Genomic DNA, 18,948 nt, shown 5'->3' on the forward strand with positions numbered 1-18,948 from the left:
GCCTTGAATTTATAAATTCTTTTTGAAAGAATAAAAACTAAGGTTGGTGTATATCACATCTAATCTTACCTATCTTTTATCAAGATAATACATACAAAGAGGAATTATCATGGCTAATATCCAAATATCCGCATTACTTCCTGTTGGTTATGATTTATTCAATGATGCTGCTAGTTTTATGAATGAACTAGCTACCGATGAAGTACAAAACGTTCTCGGTGGTGGTTATCATCATCATAGCTGTCATTCTCATCACAACCATCATTACTCTCACAAAAGTCATAACGGGAGATATTGGGGTTATTAAAATTCAAAAGATAGCTGTTAACTAACAGCTATTACTAATAGTTAGAATAGTAATTTCTACTTTTACTACTATTCTGACTGTTTATGTATTTTTGGTCAAGAAAATATCTCAAAGAGGAATGATCGTGGCTAATATCCAAATATCCCCACTACTTCCTGTAGGCTATGATTTATTTAATGATGATACTAGTTTTCTTAATGAACTAGCTACCGACGAAATACAAACCATTCTCGGTAGTGGTCATCATGGCAGTCATTATGGTGGTTATAGCGGCAGTTATAGCGGCAGTTATATCGGTGGTTATAGCGGCAGTTATAGCGGCAGTTATGGCGGTAGTTATGGCGGTGGTTATGGCGGCAGTTATAGCGGCAGTTATAGGGGTGGTTTTTCTCACTAACACTAAACATTGCTAGAGTAAAATCCCCGACTTCTTTAAGAAGTCGGGGATATAGAAAGTTGAAATAAAATTACGTTTTTACTTCTAACTTTTGATTGATGCTGTCATTATTTACCTAGAGAAAATAATTGTAGAGGATTTCTCCGCCAGATAATTACTAAAAGATTAGTTAATAAACAGGTGACAGCTAGGGATAACAAGACATACGTGGGTAACATCACTACACCAATCATAAACCAAGTATAAACGTGCAGCATCATGATTGCAGCAAATGTACAGGCTAGTGTCACAGATGCCCAGACTTGACGCATGGGACGATTTAGAAACGCGAGGATAATCGTTAATAAGGTAGTCAAGACATTAGCCGGGACTAGAAAGCCACAGATACCTATACAGTGATTGCGGGAAAATTCAGTTAAGGTGTGAAAATCTAACATTAATTTTGGGGGATAGGTAATTGTAGGTTCTTATGATTAGGTTTTATTATAAATTCCAGGTTACTTAAGTAATCTTATCTCAAAAGTGAGTGGTTACACCATTTATGTTACATTTTTTAAAGAATTAGCCCTAACAACTCAATTTCTTAATTTTAATTATAAGTAGGTTAGCATTGAAAATCGTCGTTATGGCAAGGCAAGAGGCACTCATGCAAGAGGGTTTGGGCGATTTTACTTTTCTTTACACAGATTGGTTTTATTCTGTTCACCTACTTACTCAAAACGGCTTGATTGTTTGATTCTAAAGGTAGGGGGTAAAGCATGAGCTAAACCCCTACACATCTGGGTTCTTTGTCATTTGGCAAAAGTTTAGATCTCACCCGTGTTTAGTATATAGAGACGTTGCTTCCAGCGTCTCTATCAGAATGTCAAAATCAAAAAATTCAGCTTGTGGGACTAACCCATCAAAATCACAGTATCAATAACGTGAATTACACCATTATCAGCAATAATATCTGCTGCTAAAACTGTGGCGTTTTTCACCTCAAAACCATCTTCACAATTAATTTTGATGGGAGAACCTTCCACAGAATTGACTGTACCTAGTTTCGCTAAATCATCCTTTGTTAACTTTCCAGGAACAACGTGATAGGTTAAAATCCGTGCTAACTGGGGAATATTTTGTAATAAAGTTGTAATTGTGCCTGGTGGTAACTTAGCAAAAGCGTCATCAGTGGGTGCAAACACGGTGAATGGACCCGGACTTTTTAATGTTTCCACTAACCCAGCAGCAGAAACAGCAGCTACCAAAGTTTTAAACGCATCATTACTAACTGCAATATCAACAATATCAGCCATGAATTTTACCTCTCTAGCAAAGCTTCTACAAGATAGTAAATCATGTTTAAGTTTTATTAATGACAATTCTGATAAAATATAGTCTGATGATTTTCTTCAGTTTTTTTTATACATCAAATGGATAAACGCACTTATGCAATATTAGGAACCGGCGCATTAGGTGGATTTTATGGCGCAAAACTCCAAAAATCTGGTTTAGAAGTTCACTATTTACTCAAAAGTGATTACCAACAGGTAAGGGAAAATGGTCTCATTATTGAGTCTAAAGACGGTGATTTCACCCTCTCCCAAGTTAATGCTCATAACAATGTAGACAAAATGCCACCCTGTGATGTGGTAATAATATCACTAAAAACAACCCAAAATCAACTTTTACCCCATTTATTACCACCAATAGTTAAAGATGACGGGGTAGTATTGGTATTACAAAATGGACTGGATATAGAAGCAGAAGTTGCAGAAATTGTCAATAATGTCAGCATTATTGGGGGTTTATGTTTTCTCTGTGCTAATAAAGTTGGACCAGGACATATTCATCATTTAGATTATGGACAAATTACTTTAGGTGAGTATAAATCTAATTATCAATTAACCGGCATTACTAAAAAAATGCGGGAAGTTACCACAGATTTTGAAAATGCTGGTATATCTATAGAAATGTTAGAAGATCTACTATTAGGACGTTGGAAAAAGTTAGTCTGGAATATTCCCTATAATGGCTTATCTGTAATTCTTGATGGGAGAACAGATGAATTGATGACGGATATTCACACTCGTCAGTTAGTGGAAAGTTTGATGTGGGAGGTAGTCGCAGGGGCAAAAAGTACCGGGAGAATCATTCCTGAAAGTTTTATTCAAACCATGTTAGATTACACCACAAAAATGAAACCCTACCGCACCAGTATGAAAATTGATTTTGATGAAAAGCGTCCTTTAGAAGTAGACGCAATTTTTGGTAATCCATTAAGAAAAGCAGAATTAGCAGGTGTAAATTTGCAGCAAATTCGTTGTTTATATCAACAATTAAAGTTTTTGGATATGAAAAATAGAAGTTAAATCTAAATCCTGACTGATCCTCTAAAAAAAATGGACAAATCAACTATCTCTATAGGTGTTATTTAAAGGGACAAAGGCAAGAAAAAACCTTTACCCCTATGAGAATTTTGGGCAAATCAGGCAAGGCAAATAATATTTATTCGACAACATTCTCCTTCACTAATCTTTGGTCAGATGCTACTGCCAGAAGTTCTTCTACAATATCCCAAGCTGCTGCACATTCACGAGAAGAATCGCCCTTAGTTGTACAAATTGTTCTCGCTTCTTCCCGTGCAACTTCTATTTCGTCTTCAATAAAGATGCGTTTTGGATTTTCAAACAAATCACTTTTTCTGAGGATATCGGTAATTGAGACGATTCCTAATAGCTTACCTTTAATTACAGGAGCGCGACGGATGCCTGTATTGGCAAATAAGCGGGCTACATACTCCACACCAAGTTCAGGATTGACAACAATACAAGGCTTGGTCATAATTTCATAAACTCGCACTTGTTTGGAGTCTTTACCGTAAGCAGCAACTTTATAAACAATATCAGTTTCACTGACCATACCATAGGGGTCATTTTCTGTGCGAGGTTCAACAATTAAAGAGCGCAAACCTTTATATTTCATTAAATCTACAGCTTCTGCTACGGTTGCTGAACCACGAATTGTTACAACTTCTGTGGTCATTATGTCTTCAGCTTTCATCATCGGTTTATAAGTTCCTATCAATAGTTGGATTGAAATTTGTGGGTAACTTTTGAATTGTCATGAATTTGCAAAAATCCCGTTTCAGCTTTCTCCAGATTGCTCATTATTCTTATGTAAATGAGTATGCTTAACTGGGCAAAAAAACATGAATTATTGGATTTAATCTTCGTAAACTCTGGCTTCTAAAGCATCGGGAAATTCCTGACAATACATCTCAAAATAGCTTTTTGGATTTTCCACAAAGTCACTTTTTCTGAGAATATCAGTAATTGAGATGATTCCTAATAGTTTACCTTTAATGACAGGAGCGCGACGGATGCCTGTATTAGCAAATAAGCGGGCTATATACTCCACACCAAGCTCAGGATTGACGACAATACAAGGCTTGGTCATAATTTCATAAACTCGCACTTGTTTGGGGTCTTGACCATAAGCACCAACTTTATAAACAATATCAGTTTCAGTTATCATGCCATAGGGGTCATTTTCTGTGCGAGGTTCGACAATTAAAGAGCGCAGATGGCGTTCTTTCATCAGTGCTACAGCTTCTGCTACGGTTGCTGAACCGCGAATTGTCACAACTTCTGTGGTCATTATGTCTTCAGCTTTAATCATGGTTGAGATCCTGAAAGTAATGAGTATGAATTTTTGGGATTTTCATTTGGTAAATGTCTACTTATGGGGGAGAATAAAATAGATTTACTCATCTCTAATATGTGCTGCTTAGACACTTCTGGAGAAAGATTAGATGTCGTTAATGGTTGAAAATTACTTGGTATTCCAGGTGCGTAAGCTTCAATGACACTTCCATCCAGAGAGCGTATTACCATCAGGTAGTCACAAACTGGACACTCTGTGCGGATAATTTGATTAATCAAAGAATACTTGTGAGCTAGTTTTTCATCAGTTAAAAACTGACGTTTTGCTTGACTACCGCAATTAGGACATGGAAATATATACGCTCTCTGCATGGAGAAACCCCCTCAAGAATGTTAAAGTATTTTGTTTAAAGCCGTGGTGAATTTTTCATAGGGAACTACCCCAACAACTATTTCTGATAATTCACCTTTATTGAAAAACATAACTGCGGGAATACTGCGAATACCGTACTCTTTAGCAATGCTTTGATTTTCGCCGTCACCAACATCTAATTTGACCACTTTTACCTGATCTTTGTATTCTTCGGCTAGTTTATCCATTAAAGGAGCAACCATCCTACAAGGTCCGCACCAAGTTGCGGTACAGTCCATGACAAACAACTCTTCCGCCTCTAATAGCGATTCAAATTCTGATTTTTGGATATATTTAACAAGACTTTCATTCAGACTTTCAGAAGTAGCCATAGGTTTCTCCAGCAAAAATTTAAATTGGTGATTATGTAGTTGTAAGATGGAAAATTGTCAAATAATTGAGGTTATTTGTTGAGGTAACGCAATGCTCAGAAGTTCTATAACTCTGATGCCATAGAAATTGTAATCTTTTGATTTTTCTTTTCTTTCGCATAAAATAGGAAATATTTTTCCAGCAGTTAAATTTTTTTATTTGCTGTTAAATAAGATTTGGCAACGGAATCTTGTAAAAACTGAGTTACTATTTCAACTGAGCGATCGCCATTAATCATAGTTAAACAATTTTGTTGGCGATAATACTGAATTAAGGACGCAGAATGCTCATGATAGAGTTCTATTCGCTTGTAAATACTATCACGAGTATCATCTAGGCGGCTTTGTTGCAGTAACCTTGGCAACAAAACATCAATGGGGACATAAAAGCTAAAAACTTGGTCGTAAAGCTGTTTTGATGAAGTATTGTGGTTTTTAGCCTGGATTTCTAATAGTAGTTGATCAAGAAGTTTCGCCTGGGATAAGTTACCAGGAAATCCATCCAGAATCCAACCCTGTTGAGCAGAGGCATGATTTAAGCGTTGGCGGATGATATTCAGCAGGAAATCATCTGGAACTACATCACCTCTTTCTATATAGGGCTTGACTTTTAAGCCGAAAGAAGTCTCCTTGGCGATCGCCTGACGGCATATATCATCAATGGAAATATGCGGAATTTGCCATTGGCTTGACAGTGCTGCCCCTGGGTACTCTTGCCAGCACCCGGTACTCCCAAGAAAATCAATCGCATTCAAACACCCCCTATTTCCAACTGAAAATGAGATGAAATCAACAACCAATAAGTAGTGAGACAGAATTAATTACACAATGCCATTGCGTTAGCGCAGCGTGGCGTTAGCCATATATAACGAAGTAAAATGAAGCAATTCCAAGGGTTGTGATTGCTTCCCTTCGCTCGCAATGACTGTAAATATTTTTGTCCAATTACTTACAATCCCCAAATATAGGATTCCTCTAGGACTAACCAATATTTGAGATATCATAAGAATACCCGGTAAGTGGGAAACTCAGCGTCTTTAGACCTGAGAGGGAAACGACACGAGCGGTTTTAACCGCTGTGGATATTAAAATTAAAACCAGATTTTTGATTGGAACCTGGAAACCAACTCCCATTTCTGGGGTAATGTTAGCTTCGACCTGTTATAAGAGCTTTTTAGACTTGCAACACTGTTTCAGTGACCTTAAAACTGTTTAATTGCAAATGACAGAGCAGGGAACTAGCTTCGCATTCCGGGGTGTCGTGACTCAAATAACGGCTACCATAAGAGTAAACTCAGGGTGGTCTGGTCAGTACGGCTTGCTTGATTACTCTTGCAAGCCCAGTCCCTTTAGGGCTGGGTTACTGACATCTACAGAGGTGATTGAATTCTCAAAACTATGGCAACTGAAAAATCAAAAGACTCTTACCTGTGGGAAAAGCTAGACCAAGCCAGGAAAGCGAAAGCTGCCAGTGGCGGCTATGCCGGCTATGGTTCACCTGCTTTTGGTCAACAGTCAGTTAATGGTGAACTAGTAGAGAATCCATCTGAACAACAGATCATTGAATTAATTCGCCGTCACCACAAGTCAGGAAAATCACTTCCACAAATTGCCGCATGGCTTAACCAGCAAGGATATACAACCAAGCGAGGGAGTCAGTGGCAACCTGTATCAGTTAAAAGAGTCCTAGACAGGCTATATGGTAAAATACAGAGGATTTCTGGCATGGATGAAGACTGATGTACTTATTGGCTCTGATTTAGAACCACAAAGCAAAAATGTCTTCTTTTGTTTAAATTTTATCCCCCATTTACCTTTTAATCGGTAAACCCTTTATATATAAACTGTTTCCTCGATTTATCCTTTACATCCCCCGTATCATAACTGAAATTTGTAGAAAATGATATATATATGACAAAAACTTTACAAAACTTCATAAATTAACTTCATCAGCTATTGTGAACCATGCAAATTGATGACCCACTCATTGGCGTTCCCTGTTTAGAAGAGGCGATAGATAGGTATCCACTGGTTGTTGCGCCCCAGACTTCCCTAATTGATGTTGTGAATTTAATGAATCAGACGCGAGGTAATAGTTGTTTATTACCTGATTTTGATTCAGCAATTGGCTTTAGTTCCATGCGAGGTACGCGTTCAAGTTGTATTTTAGTCATGGAAGAAACAGAAATACTGGGTATTTTCACAGAGCGAGATATTGTCAAACTTACAGCGGCGGGTAGAGATTTTGCTCATGTGAAAATAGCTGATGTCATGGTGCATCCAGTCATAACCTTAGCGGAAACTGCATTTCGGGATATCTTTGCTGCACTGTTTTTGTTTCGACGATATCGCATTCGCCACTTAGTGATCACCAATGCAGAGAAACAACTCCTGGGGATTGTCTCCCCAGAAAGTATTAGGCAAGTTTTGCGCCCCACCAACTTGCTGAAAATGCGGCGGGTGTCAGAAGTAATGACCACTCAGGTAATTCATGCACCACCCACAGCCTCCGTACTCAGTTTGGCACAGATGATGGCGGAAAATCAAGTTAGTTGCGTGGTGATAGTCAAAACAGATTCCTGGAACGATGTCTTATTAGCTTTTAAACCAGTAGGAATTGTGACAGAAAGAGACATCGTACAATTTCAAGTATTGGGATTAAATTTGGCTCAAATTCAAGCAAAAACAGTGATGAGTACACCCTTATTTTTGCTTAGTCCAGAAGATTCCCTATGGTCTGCCCATCAAGAAATGCAGCAGCGACGAGTGCAGCGATTAGTTGTATCCTGGGATTGGGGAGCAAAGTTAGCGATCGTCACTCAAACCAGTTTGTTACGGATATTTGATCCACTGGAGATGTATGGAGTCATAGAAACATTACAAATAACTGTAGCTCAATTGGAAACAGAGAAAGCTAAATATTTCCATAGCCAAACTAACTCCACCGAACTACCTCTACAGCCAGATTTAAAGCAGATACAGAAACAACATATAGTTGCTGACGAAAACTTAAATAACTTGATTGCTACTGTGCAAAGCCGGATAGAACATTTGATCAAAAACCCTGATTTATCCACAGAATTACAGCAAATGTATTTAGGTTTAGTGACAACGGAGATGGAAAAAATCCGCCATTGTCTTCATAGCTGAAAAAATATATAGGACTATTGTTTAGTAAGCATTCTAAAAATAAGATGCGTTTGCCCTGGGTTCTGGAACTAGCTCTTCATTAGATTCCATATCAGTTACTGCATCTTTTACTAAATCTGTAATAATATCAATATTAATACTATGTCAATGGGAGCGTTAAACTAATTTGACGTATAAAATCACAAAACCTCTATTCATAACCATTTACCAGATACAGCAGATTTCGCTCTAATGAGGTACAAACTTGAATCATGAAACTCTTGTAGTGCGGGCATCTTGCCCGCTGGATATGTACCTCATCACACCGGAAAGTGCTGTATTATTCAGAATAATCACGACCAGAACCAAACTTCCATTTATCTATTAACCGATGCCAATAATATCGTTTTTCTGGTGATAGATTATTAACTAATATTTCTAATCTTGGACTTAGAGAGAACAAACTAGTATACACAATTAAATTAACATAATGTAACAGCCAATCTAATAAACTAAATAAACCAACTTGGGGAATGATTTTCGCAACTAATAAAGGATGAGATAAACCAGTTTTTAACAAAGTTTTTGTTAACGCCCCAAACTGAACAATATCTTGTAAAAAAGGTTTTAAAACAGGTGTTCCTAACTGCTGCATTTGGGCAAATACAGCGGAGAGTAATTGGTTAATTTGATGGGAATCAATTTTCTGATTTACACCTACACTCATCGCTTTTTGGAATAACCAAGTTACACTTAAACTCGGTTGATAGGGTTGCAATATTGCCAAAGATTGGGCAGATAATTGATCAGTTTTTAGTGCTTCTGCAATTCCCAAAGTTAACCTTTGTAAATGACGCACCATAGCCCCAAAACCACCAAAGCTTAAAGGTGATTGATTCCCGCTACTGTCTCCCACTGGTAAAATCCGACTCCAAGGGGTTTGCAGAGGACTTTGACGATAACTAGGAAAGAAACCAAACAACGCCCGTTGAAAATTTAGGCTATTAATTTCCACACCTTGATATCCTGGTAACAGGCGTAAATATTCATCAAATAAAGTTTCTAAACTTAATCGTTGTGCATCGGCATCCATATAAGTAAATAAATATGTGGTTCTACCATCCTTAGCTGGAAAAGCTTCCCAGAAATATTGACATTGATTTTCCAAAGCTGTGAAAGATAACAACAAGTCACCGGAGTTATTTTCCGCAAATCCTTTCGCACAACTTCCCACAACCAAACAAAGCGCATCTGGTTTTTTTCCTTGACGCGCTTGTTGGCTAATGGGGGAAAGATTTCCCATAGCATCCAATAACAATTTCGCGGTAAATTGGTTATTGAGCATAACTCCATTTGGGTGAACTACTGCATCATTAAATGGTGTATTTTCAAATAACTTTCCTCCAAGCTTAAGAAAGCGGGTTTTTAAGGTTTCCAGAAGATAAATAGGATTGACACCAATGTTAAGAACATCTTCTACCCATACTTCTGTCCCTCCTTGAAAGCTAACTCTTGCGGGATTATATTCTGTGACGATAGCTTGTGCTAATTCGTCTGCTGTCAACAATTCCAATTCCCGAAATACTTCTAACTCTTTGCGAGAAATATTCCATTCCTGTTCTCTTCCGCGCAAAATTCCCCTTTCTAGTAAGGCTACGTCCATACCACGTACAGCTAAGGCGCAACCAATCAAAATTCCTAAAGTTCCACCGCAAATAATGACATCAAATTCTACAGATTCTAAATTTTTGGGATTTTCTTTAACTACGTTGGGTATGGGTGCGTTACCTTTTCGCAACGATGTTAATATACTGTCAGTACGACGCAAGCCGCCTAAAACATCGCCTGGGAGTTGGGAGAGAATTTCTTCAGTTAGTGACATAAGGGTTAGTTTCAGCAAAGTTCTATATTGATATTATCTTTGCTAGATACGTAAAGAAAAGTAAAATCGCCCAAAGCCTCTTGCCTTCGCATAACGACAATTTTCAATGCTAACCTACTTATATTTTGGCAAATGAAACTGATCCATAGTTTATGTCAATCTAGAGATAGAACAGTGACAATAACTTAATTTGCAGGAAATACTTATGAAGCGTTCTCAGATAGTTGCAATTATTACAGGGGCAATTTCTATACTTTTGGCGATCGCATACCTAATTGTTGTCCAGATTATTGATTACCGGGATATGAAACCAGCGCCCATTAGCCAACTCAGCCAACCGGTGATCATTACGGAAAGTAATTTCCCTAATTTCCACCTTGACATAATTGCTAAAGTGTAAAAGTGATGGGGTGGAAAATGCCGCCCCCATACTATAGAAAAATACAATCCATAGAGTTAAAATAATAGTTACTATTTAATAATTCAATGCTTTGAAATATAAGAATTCTTTACAAAAGGTATCGTGGATTTATCTAATTAAATAATTTATTTTTGGCACAGATAACGGTAAGCTATTTCTAATAATATTAAATAAAGATAAATTTCCCTTATCTGTGATCACTAGACTCAGTAGTTGGTGTATTTTCTTTAATTTTTGCTGCAAACTATAGAGGTAATTGAATGGCTCAGTATTTGCTAGACACTGTGTGGCTGATTCCGGTTTATGCTTTGATAGGCGGGCTTTTAGCCATACCCTGGTCTCCGGGGATCATTCGCAAAACAGGTCCTCGACCAGCGGGATATGTCAACATAGTAATGACCTTTGTCTCCTTTTTCCATGCCGTCTTTGCTTTCTTTGTTATTTGGAATCATCCAGCTAAAGAAGTATTTATTCCTTGGCTATCTACAGCAGGGTTACAACTAACCATTAATTTAGAAATTTCTGCCGTCAACGTAGGGGCGTTAATTATTATTACCGGCTTGAACTTGCTGGCGCAGATATATGCCATTGGTTATATGGAAATGGACTGGGGTTGGGGACGCTTCTTTTCCTTATTGGGATTATTTGAAGCTGGTCTTTGTGCCTTAGTTTTGTGTAACGATTTATTTTTCAGTTATGTAATTCTGGAAATCCTGACTTTGGGAACTTACCTATTAGTAGGTTTGTGGTTTAGTCAGCCCTTAGTAGTCACCGGGGCGCGAGATGCTTTTTTGACCAAACGGGTGGGAGACTTATTTTTATTAATGGGTGTCTTGGGACTGTGGACACTTTCAGGGACTTGGAATTATACAGAGTTAGCTGCATGGGCGACTACGGCGAATGTTGACCCGACAATTATTACTTTAGTGTGCTTGGGGTTAATAGCTGGACCTATGGGTAAATGCGCCCAGTTTCCTTTGCACTTGTGGTTAGATGAGGCGATGGAGGGACCTGTTCCCAGTACAATTTTGCGGAGTTCGGTGGTGGTTGCCAGTGGGGCATGGGTATTAATTAAATTGCAACCTGTGTTTAGTTTATCACCTGTGGCATCTTCGACGATAGTGGCGATTGGGGCGGTGACAGCGATTGGTGGGGCGTTAATTGCGATCGCTCAAATTGACATTAAACGCTGTTTATCCTATTCTGTCAGTGTTTACATGGGCTTGATATTTATTGCTGTAGGCACACAGCAGGATGAAACCGCATTATTATTAGTCATCACCCATGCCTTGTCCGCTGCATTATTAGTTATGAGTACGGGGGGAATTGTTTGGAACAGTGTCACCCAAGATGTTACCCAACTCGGTGGATTATGGTCACGCCGCCCCATGTCTGGGATAGCATTTATTATCGGTACATTGGGTTTAATTGGTTTTCCCCCTTTAGGTAGTTTTTGGGCATTGTTTAAATTAGCTGATGGTTTATGGGGAACACATCCGATTTTAGTAGGAATAGTTATTGTGGTTAATGCCTTAACTGCATTTAGTTTAACTAGAGAATTTGCTTTAATCTTTGGTGGTAAACCCAAACAAATGAGTGAACGTTCTCCCGAAGCTTTATGGTTGATGGTTTTACCAATGATGGTTTTATCTGGCTTTGTTTTGCATCTACCTTTAGTTTTACAAAGTTTATCATTACTTCCCGTCTGGGCAACATTAAATAAAGACGTAGCCCTGCTATTAATTTGGTCTAGTATCTTCGGTTGTAGTATTAGTAGCATCATCTATTTAGGCAACATTCCCAAACCAATTCGTTTACCCTGGCAAGGTTTACAAAACCTATTTGCTTACGATTTTTACACCCCTCAAATTTACAAAGTTACCATTATTTTCGGCGTTGCCCAACTTTCTAAATTTGCCGATATGCTGGACAGATTTGTAATAGATGGTATCGTCAATTTTGTGGGTTTATTTTCTCTTTTAGGTGGTGAAGGCTTGAAATATAGTAACAATGGGCAAACTCAATCTTATGCCTTAACAGTGCTTTTAGGAGTTGGTATTTTAGGTGCTTGGGTAACATGGCCTTTCTGGGGGATTCAACTCATGGATTTAATTTTCTAACTATCTATGATTTAGATTGCTGATAATAATCTAAAATGATAATATACCATCTAAATCAGATTAGGAATAATCCAGTGATTAACAAGCACCTTTCTCGCAGAAGCACTTGAATGAGATACATCATAGCCCCATCCTCGCACCCCCCGCACCGGGGGGGAAGAAAAGAAGAAAAGGATAAACTTTTGATATTGGAGGGGATTGGGGATGGGGTTCTTGTATCTCACTCAAGGGAGAACCACTATATTACCAACTACCAATTACCAATTACCAATTACCAATTACCAACTACCAATTAATAAATATGTTGAGTGTTTTAATTTGGCTACCAATTATAGCCGCTATAATCATCGGTTTTTATCCAGCAAAAAATGTTCCTGCGAGTCAGATTCGGTTAGTATCTTTAATCGTCACAGGTTTAGTTTTGCTGTGGAATATTTTCATTTTGTTAAAATTTGATATCAGCAATCCAGGGATGCAGTTTACAGAATATCTACCTTGGAATGAAACATTAGGTTTGAATTATCAATTAGGAGTTGATGGACTATCAGTATTAATGTTGGTGTTAAATAGCTTACTCACTTGGATTGCTATTTATAGCAGCAGTAAAGATACAGAACGTCCTCGGTTATTTTATTCCCTGATTTTGTTTGTTACTGGTGGCGTTGCTGGTGCTTTCTTATCAGAAAATTTGCTTTTGTTCTTCCTCTTCTATGAATTGGAATTAATTCCCTTTTATTTACTAATTTCTATTTGGGGAGGAGAAAAACGAGCTTATGCAGGCATGAAATTCCTGATTTACACAGCAATTTCTGGGGCTTTAATTTTAGCCACCTTTTTAGGCATGGTATGGTTAACTGGTTCTCATAGTTTTGCCTTTGACGCTGTGGCGACTCAAAACATTTCTGCGGGAATGCAATTAGTATTATTAGCAGGAATAGTTTTAGGTTTTGGTATCAAGATTCCATTAATTCCTTTCCATACTTGGCTACCAGATGCTTATGTTGAAGCTTCCACACCTATCGCTATTTTGCTAGGTGGAGTCTTAGCGAAACTGGGAACTTATGGATTATTACGATTTGGCTTGGGAATGTTTCCTCAAACTTGGCAGATTATCGCCCCAAATTTAGCAATTTGGGGGGCAATTAGCGCGATTTATGGCGCAGTTGTAGCGATATCACAAAAAGACATCAAACGCATGGTAGCATATAGTTCTATCGGACACATGGGGTATATTTTACTAGCAGCAGCAGCAGCCACACCCTTAGCCTTAGTTGGTGCAGTTTCTCAAATGTTTAGTCATGGAATTATTCTCGCTATTCTCTTCCATTTAGTCGGAGTTATTGAAACCAAAGTTGGTACAAGAGAATTAGACAAACTGAATGGTTTAATGAGTCCTATTCGCGGTTTACCATTAATTAGTGCTTTACTGGTTTTAGGTGGCATGGCTAGTGCTGGTATCCCCGGTTTAACAGGTTTTATTGCCGAATTTATTTCCTTTCAAGGCAGTTTTTCCAGCTTTCCAATTTCCACAATTTTATGTGTAGTGGCATCTGGTTTAACCGCAGTTTATTTTGTTATTCTTCTCAACCGTACCTGTTTTGGCAAACTGCAAAATAACCTAGCTTACTATCCCAGAGTATTATGGAATGAAAAAGTCCCCGCGCTAATTTTGGCATCCTTAATCATCTTTTTAGGAGTACAACCAATTTGGTTAGTGCGTTGGAGTGAAACCACAACTACCGCTATGGTAGCGGCAGTTCCCACCACCGCAAAAACCGTAATTGCCTTGAAGTAGTTATGATCAATATCTCGTTCCCAGTCTCCGACTGGGAATGCTATCACAGAGGCTCTGCCTCTAATTCTAATATTATTGAAGGCAGAGCCTTCTAGAATTAATTCCCACACAGAGTATGGGAACGAGAAAATCCCTAGTTTACTTTAGTAAACTTTAGCTATTAGCCTGGAACTTAAGTTCCAGGCGGGTGTGGAAGCCAACAAATAAACCCAAAACAAAAATATTATGGTACAAACTCCAGCTAAACCAAATACAAAAATCCCACCTTCAAAACACGAATTTGCAGAAATTATTCATCGCTTAGAAGCTGGCGGTTCAATGTTGCCAGATACTCCAGAAAACCTCATGCAAATTATCGGTATTTATAAAGCTTATGCTGTACCGATGGATTTCTACTGGCGGGACTTATTGTACATTGCCGAAAGAGTATTTTTAGATCCTTTGCCAGCTTTTAAATATTTCTTACCCCAAGAATATTTAGACTTACATAATCACTATGCAGGTGATGATGCTGATTTAAGAATTTGGCGAGGTATAGCCACTGCACACCCAGAACTTTTGGCATTTATGGAAAAAGGTGAAACCACCAAAATGCCAAAAATTTTCCATCATTTATTCCATGACAGAATCAACATGGAATTTGCGGAAGCTTGTATGCAAGCTATGTTATGGCATCGTAAAATGTATGCACCAGTTAATCAATTTGATGCCTATTTAGATTCCGAAGAATATAAAACTAATGCTGATAAAGCCATTAAAGCTTATTTTCGGAAAAATCCCCTGATGTTAGGACTTTATAAACTGTTTCCCGATATGTTTTTGGAACAGTGCCGGATGATGTCCTATTATTCTAATCTCGGACTTTTCTGGGAAGTCATGGCACCAGTATTTTTTGAAATGTCAGATATTTATGATGAAGGTGGTTTCCAAGGTGTACCTGATGCCATGAATTTTCTCATAAATGGTATATTTGCGATCGCCGGTCGTCCCATTTATCATCATGTTTATATTGATGGTGAATGTTATGAAATCATCCCCAAATCTAAAGGTTTTACCTGGTTATATGAAGCCGCATTACCCTATGTAGAAGCTGTTTTTTATCGCACAGCACCATTTAGAGGTACAAAGTCTTATAATGCTCAAGCAGGACAAGTTCCAGAAGATCAAAAAGACTTCCATTATGGCATTCTTTACGCTGATGTCTTTCCCGTTGGTACAGCAGGTATTCCCCCCACATTATTAATGCAAGATATGTTACACTTTTTGCCTCAATATCTTGTTGATTATTATCAAGAATATTGTCGAGGAGAAGAGGATATTTTGATTCAATTGGGGGTCACTTTTCAACGTTCAATGTACAATGTCACATCAGCGGTAATTCAAGCTTTAAGAACTGCCCTTTTGTATCCCTTAGATGATGAAAACCCCAAGCATTTACAAGCAAATCGGGAATTTTTTGAAATGCAGCTAAATCGCTTTACTCGCACTGATTATGGTATGCGTGATGCAGCGAGATTACGGGACATTCAAACACAGGATTATAGATAAATGGTGTTGCTGATAGCCTGCGTGGCGTAGCCATATTGAATTGAGGTATAAAATTCCCAAATTTAACCTTTAAAACTCTTACCTTTGCGCCTTTGCGCCTTTGCGTGAGACTAAAATTCATACCCTTAATCAGCAACACCGATAAATTATTGTTTTTACCCGCCTTTTTTCTCTGAATAACTTTGATAACTAAGAAAGAAGCGGGTAGAGATTTTTTAATACCTCATGTCATTATCAGTGATTTTTACAACCACCTTTACCATGATGGTGGTCGTGATTATTTCCATGAGTGCAGCCTTGGAGATTCTGCTGCATGAGGTGTTCACTCATTTGTTTTAAAGACTCATCTACAGCTTTTAAGCCTATCCATGCGTCAATTTTCTCAACATCAAAACCTACTTCTCTTTTATCCCCTACTTGGATCAAGGGACGACGGATTAATAAGGGATCTCTCAGCATCATGACCAAGGCATTTTCAGCGGTGATGTTTTCAGGATTCACCTCTCCTGATTTTACACTAGGCGCAGCTTTATTGAACCATTCACTGACAGGGCGATCGCCAAAAAATGACCGCAATTTTTCCACTGTCCAAGGTTCTGTTAATAGGTTATATACTACTACTTCATGACCTGCGGCTGTTAGCAAAACTTTTTGCTTTATACCACCTTTACAGCCTGGTTTTTCATAGAAAATTACTCTAGCCATTGCTGTCTCTCCTATAAGGTTATGGTTGGATGTTTGGATAGGAAATAATTAACCGCAGATAAACGCAGATAAACGCAGATGGAAGATGATTATTTTGATTGATAGCTAATTCCTTGATTCCCGACTTCTAGCATGAATTATTCATTTATTGACAATATCTAAAAAGAAGTCGGGGATCTTACTTTCTCTAATATTTATCAGCATAATCTGTTATTTCTTTTTTTGCTACTACTTTTAAAATCTTTTAGCAATGTGGTTAGTTACATCAAATTCAAATCTCTGTTTTGGGTTAGTTTCTCCATAAATATTAAATGTTACTGTTGGTTCTTCACCAATGGCTTGAACTTGATGTATTGTTTGCGGTGTAAAACTCACAATATCACCGGGGGATAAATTTATTTCTCCTGTTTTTTCAATTTTATCAGGAAATTCTGGGTGATAACTACGTTTCCAAAATGTATTTTTCTCCTGACCTTTTAAGATTGCCACTATTCCCCATGTTCCATGATTATGAATAGTAGAAGTTGTTCCCGGTGCAAATGTTACTGTTTGTACAGTTAAAGGAAATCCTAATTCATCATATAATAGTAAAACAGAGATTCCCGTTTTTGGATCAGGTTGTAAAGATTGACTTTGTACCCAATAGGAATTTATCATTAATCGTCTTACCAACATTCTAATTTCTGGTAGTCGTGTTGATTCATCTTCGACATTTTTGAGAACGTCTTCGACTTCAGTTAAAAAGCGATAGAGACGATAATTATCACGCAATAAATCCCATGATCTTGCTGATTTACAAACTTGATATTCTCCATTTTCAGCAACAAATAAATCCTGACCTTGCATAAATTTTAAAATATTGACTGTGCAGAATTAGGTAAAAAAATTATAGGAGGAGATGTTTGAGGCATTTTAGTTACAGGAGTCAAGGGAGATGTAGGCATTCCTGGTAGAATCACAGTATTCTGGGTAGAAAATGACGATATTAGCTGGGAATTTGAGTTGAAAGATAACCAATTATTCATGATTCGTAATTTGTTGATTGCTTGTAGTTGTCATTTGTAGGGAGTTTTCTTTATCTTCATATTTAATCGTCTTCTTCTGGTGGACGAGTTAAAATATCGAGAAGAATACCAGCACCAAAATCATTTTTTTGATCAATACTTTTTATTCTGGTACTGATTTCTTTCGCTTGTTCTATCTTTCCTAGTTTAGCTAATACCAAACCTGAAGCAGCATAAGCAGTTAAGTACAATCTGATTTCGGGTTCTTGGTGACGGTTAACTAGGATAGGTTTAAGTTCTTGCCAATTATCAGGTAGACTTTCCGCTTTTTTTATTCTAGCGGTTATTTTCTCTGCTGTTGTCAGTGCTAAGACATAATTATTTTTGTAGTAAAAATATCTATAAGCTGCAACTAAAACATCTGTGTTATCTTCTGTTTTAGCTAATGCTTGCTGCATATATTTTGTAGATTCTTCGGTGTTTTCCCAATTCTGTGCTGCTAAGATCAATAATTCTTTAACATCATCTGTTACATCAAACCATGAAAATCTATTCGTATGATTTTGCATAATAGGTAATTAATCCCATTTGTTCTGGAATATTCGGGATTTCCCATATCTACTATTTAACAGTTTAAATTGTAGTCAGGTGGATAAATTTAATTATTTTATCGTTTGGGTAAAATTAACCCAACAAAGCAGAAAATGGACAAGGTATTGACTAAATAAAAGTATCAACGGATTCATTTTTTTAGTTAGTTGTGTTTATCATAGGTCTAGCTGGAAATATCAAGACAGGAGTTTTAGATATTGTTTGTTGGATAGCGGACACCATTTGGGTGCTATCGCTGCTTTGGCATATCTTCATGAAAACAACACACAACTATGTTTTGATTTTGATAAACTTATTCTCAATGCAGATTTAGAATTTGAGAATAAGGAGTTTATTACTAGTTGTGCGATATCGCCAAGAAGTACCATAAAAATCAGTCAGACCTTTAAGACTACCTGTTCTTTTTGGCTGTGGTACTGACGATTTTCCAGTTAATCAATGTGTTAAAGATGAACGTTTGGAATAGGCGTTCTATTAGAGGGTGTTTGAAAAGTTTTGAATGTATAAATTGACCCCTCTCCAAACCTCTCCCCGACGCGGGGAGAGGCTTTGAAAACCCCATTCCCTGGTAGGGAAGGGGGGCAGGGGGGTTAGGTTTTTG

The 18,948-nt window shown here is 37.7% G+C and carries 20 protein-coding genes and 1 pseudogene; 10 read left to right on the plus strand and 11 right to left on the minus strand.

The window, feature by feature from the left end:
• The first annotated feature begins 109 nt into the window (after positions 1-109).
• A complete protein-coding gene (locus IQ228_RS05845) occupies positions 110-307 on the plus strand; it encodes a hypothetical protein (RefSeq protein ID WP_035081466.1) in 198 nt (65 codons plus the stop codon).
• 124 nt (positions 308-431) lie between these two features.
• Positions 432-704 (plus strand): hypothetical protein, encoded by a 273-nt coding sequence (locus tag IQ228_RS05850; RefSeq protein ID WP_193962405.1) that lies wholly within the window; start codon positions 432-434, stop codon positions 702-704.
• Positions 705-811: 107 nt separating this feature from the next.
• Here IQ228_RS05850 and IQ228_RS05855 read toward each other — a convergent pair whose 3' ends face one another.
• Positions 812-1,141 carry a hypothetical protein gene (locus tag IQ228_RS05855; RefSeq protein ID WP_027401650.1) on the minus strand — a complete coding sequence of 110 codons (330 nt, stop codon included), beginning with the start codon at positions 1,139-1,141 and terminating at the stop codon, positions 812-814.
• 456 nt (positions 1,142-1,597) lie between these two features.
• Positions 1,598-1,999, minus strand: a complete 402-nt coding sequence (locus tag IQ228_RS05860; protein WP_027401651.1) for a fasciclin domain-containing protein — start codon at positions 1,997-1,999, stop codon at positions 1,598-1,600.
• Between the two features lie 117 nt (positions 2,000-2,116).
• On the opposite strand from IQ228_RS05860, the gene IQ228_RS05865 reads away from it, so the two are divergent.
• A complete protein-coding gene (locus IQ228_RS05865; protein WP_027401652.1) occupies positions 2,117-3,055 on the plus strand; it encodes a putative 2-dehydropantoate 2-reductase in 939 nt (312 codons plus the stop codon).
• A gap of 136 nt (positions 3,056-3,191) precedes the next feature.
• On the opposite strand, the gene IQ228_RS05870 is transcribed toward IQ228_RS05865, so the two are convergent.
• From IQ228_RS05870 to IQ228_RS05890, 5 genes are all read right to left on the minus strand, one after another.
• The gene (locus tag IQ228_RS05870) at positions 3,192-3,749 is read right to left on the minus strand and encodes a CBS domain-containing protein (protein WP_035081470.1); all 558 of its coding nucleotides are present in this window, start codon (positions 3,747-3,749) and stop codon (positions 3,192-3,194) included.
• Positions 3,750-3,908: 159 nt separating this feature from the next.
• Entirely contained in the window at positions 3,909-4,364 is a 456-nt protein-coding gene (locus IQ228_RS05875) for a CBS domain-containing protein (protein WP_051424254.1), read from the minus strand.
• A complete protein-coding gene (locus IQ228_RS27360; protein ID WP_370566826.1) occupies positions 4,361-4,720 on the minus strand; it encodes a hypothetical protein in 360 nt (119 codons plus the stop codon). Before IQ228_RS27360 ends, IQ228_RS05875 begins: the two co-directional genes overlap by 4 nt.
• Positions 4,721-4,741: 21 nt before the next feature.
• Entirely contained in the window at positions 4,742-5,092 is a 351-nt protein-coding gene (gene trxA / locus IQ228_RS05885; RefSeq protein ID WP_051424255.1) for a thioredoxin, read from the minus strand.
• Between the two features lie 185 nt (positions 5,093-5,277).
• Positions 5,278-5,886, minus strand: coding sequence for a nucleoside monophosphate kinase (locus tag IQ228_RS05890; protein ID WP_228043718.1), 609 nt, complete (start codon positions 5,884-5,886; stop codon positions 5,278-5,280).
• Between the two features lie 643 nt (positions 5,887-6,529).
• Here IQ228_RS05890 and IQ228_RS05895 point away from each other — a divergent pair.
• Together IQ228_RS05895 and IQ228_RS05900 are read left to right on the plus strand one after the other, a co-directional pair.
• Positions 6,530-6,871 carry a recombinase family protein gene (locus IQ228_RS05895; RefSeq protein ID WP_015079420.1) on the plus strand — a complete coding sequence of 114 codons (342 nt, stop codon included), beginning with the start codon at positions 6,530-6,532 and terminating at the stop codon, positions 6,869-6,871.
• 225 nt (positions 6,872-7,096) lie between these two features.
• Entirely contained in the window at positions 7,097-8,281 is a 1,185-nt protein-coding gene (locus IQ228_RS05900; RefSeq protein WP_193962406.1) for a CBS domain-containing protein, read from the plus strand.
• Positions 8,282-8,600: 319 nt separating this feature from the next.
• Here the strand turns inward: IQ228_RS05900 and IQ228_RS05905 are convergent, their stop codons facing one another.
• Positions 8,601-10,142: an NAD(P)/FAD-dependent oxidoreductase gene (locus tag IQ228_RS05905; protein WP_193962407.1), complete on the minus strand. Its 1,542-nt coding sequence runs from the start codon at positions 10,140-10,142 to the stop codon at positions 8,601-8,603.
• Positions 10,143-10,347: 205 nt separating this feature from the next.
• On the opposite strand from IQ228_RS05905, the gene IQ228_RS05910 reads away from it, so the two are divergent.
• The 4 genes from IQ228_RS05910 to IQ228_RS05925 all read left to right on the plus strand — a co-directional run bounded on the left by IQ228_RS05910 (position 10,348) and on the right by IQ228_RS05925 (position 16,026).
• Entirely contained in the window at positions 10,348-10,542 is a 195-nt protein-coding gene (locus IQ228_RS05910) for a hypothetical protein (RefSeq protein ID WP_027401659.1), read from the plus strand.
• A 281-nt stretch (positions 10,543-10,823) separates the two neighbouring features.
• The gene (locus IQ228_RS05915; protein ID WP_027401660.1) at positions 10,824-12,683 is read left to right on the plus strand and encodes an NAD(P)H-quinone oxidoreductase subunit F; all 1,860 of its coding nucleotides are present in this window, start codon (positions 10,824-10,826) and stop codon (positions 12,681-12,683) included.
• 301 nt (positions 12,684-12,984) lie between these two features.
• Positions 12,985-14,478, plus strand: a complete 1,494-nt coding sequence (locus tag IQ228_RS05920; protein WP_193962408.1) for an NADH-quinone oxidoreductase subunit M — start codon at positions 12,985-12,987, stop codon at positions 14,476-14,478.
• Positions 14,479-14,703: 225 nt separating this feature from the next.
• Positions 14,704-16,026, plus strand: a complete 1,323-nt coding sequence (locus tag IQ228_RS05925) for a CO2 hydration protein (protein ID WP_193962409.1) — start codon at positions 14,704-14,706, stop codon at positions 16,024-16,026.
• 234 nt (positions 16,027-16,260) lie between these two features.
• Here the strand turns inward: IQ228_RS05925 and IQ228_RS05930 are convergent, their stop codons facing one another.
• From IQ228_RS05930 to IQ228_RS05940, 3 genes are all read right to left on the minus strand, one after another.
• Positions 16,261-16,731, minus strand: coding sequence for an ArsC/Spx/MgsR family protein (locus IQ228_RS05930; protein ID WP_027401663.1), 471 nt, complete (start codon positions 16,729-16,731; stop codon positions 16,261-16,263).
• 234 nt (positions 16,732-16,965) lie between these two features.
• Entirely contained in the window at positions 16,966-17,577 is a 612-nt protein-coding gene (locus tag IQ228_RS05935) for a cupin (protein WP_027401664.1), read from the minus strand.
• A 241-nt stretch (positions 17,578-17,818) separates the two neighbouring features.
• The gene (locus IQ228_RS05940; protein WP_027401665.1) at positions 17,819-18,304 is read right to left on the minus strand and encodes a hypothetical protein; all 486 of its coding nucleotides are present in this window, start codon (positions 18,302-18,304) and stop codon (positions 17,819-17,821) included.
• 157 nt (positions 18,305-18,461) lie between these two features.
• Between IQ228_RS05940 and IQ228_RS26470 the strand changes: the two are divergent.
• Positions 18,462-18,798, plus strand: a pseudogene (locus tag IQ228_RS26470) (SagB/ThcOx family dehydrogenase); the annotation flags it as partial.
• Between the last annotated feature and the right edge of the window lie 150 nt (positions 18,799-18,948).

The sequence above is a fragment of the Dolichospermum sp. LEGE 00246 genome (assembly GCF_015207865.1).
Taxonomy (GTDB): domain Bacteria; phylum Cyanobacteriota; class Cyanobacteriia; order Cyanobacteriales; family Nostocaceae; genus Dolichospermum; species Dolichospermum heterosporum.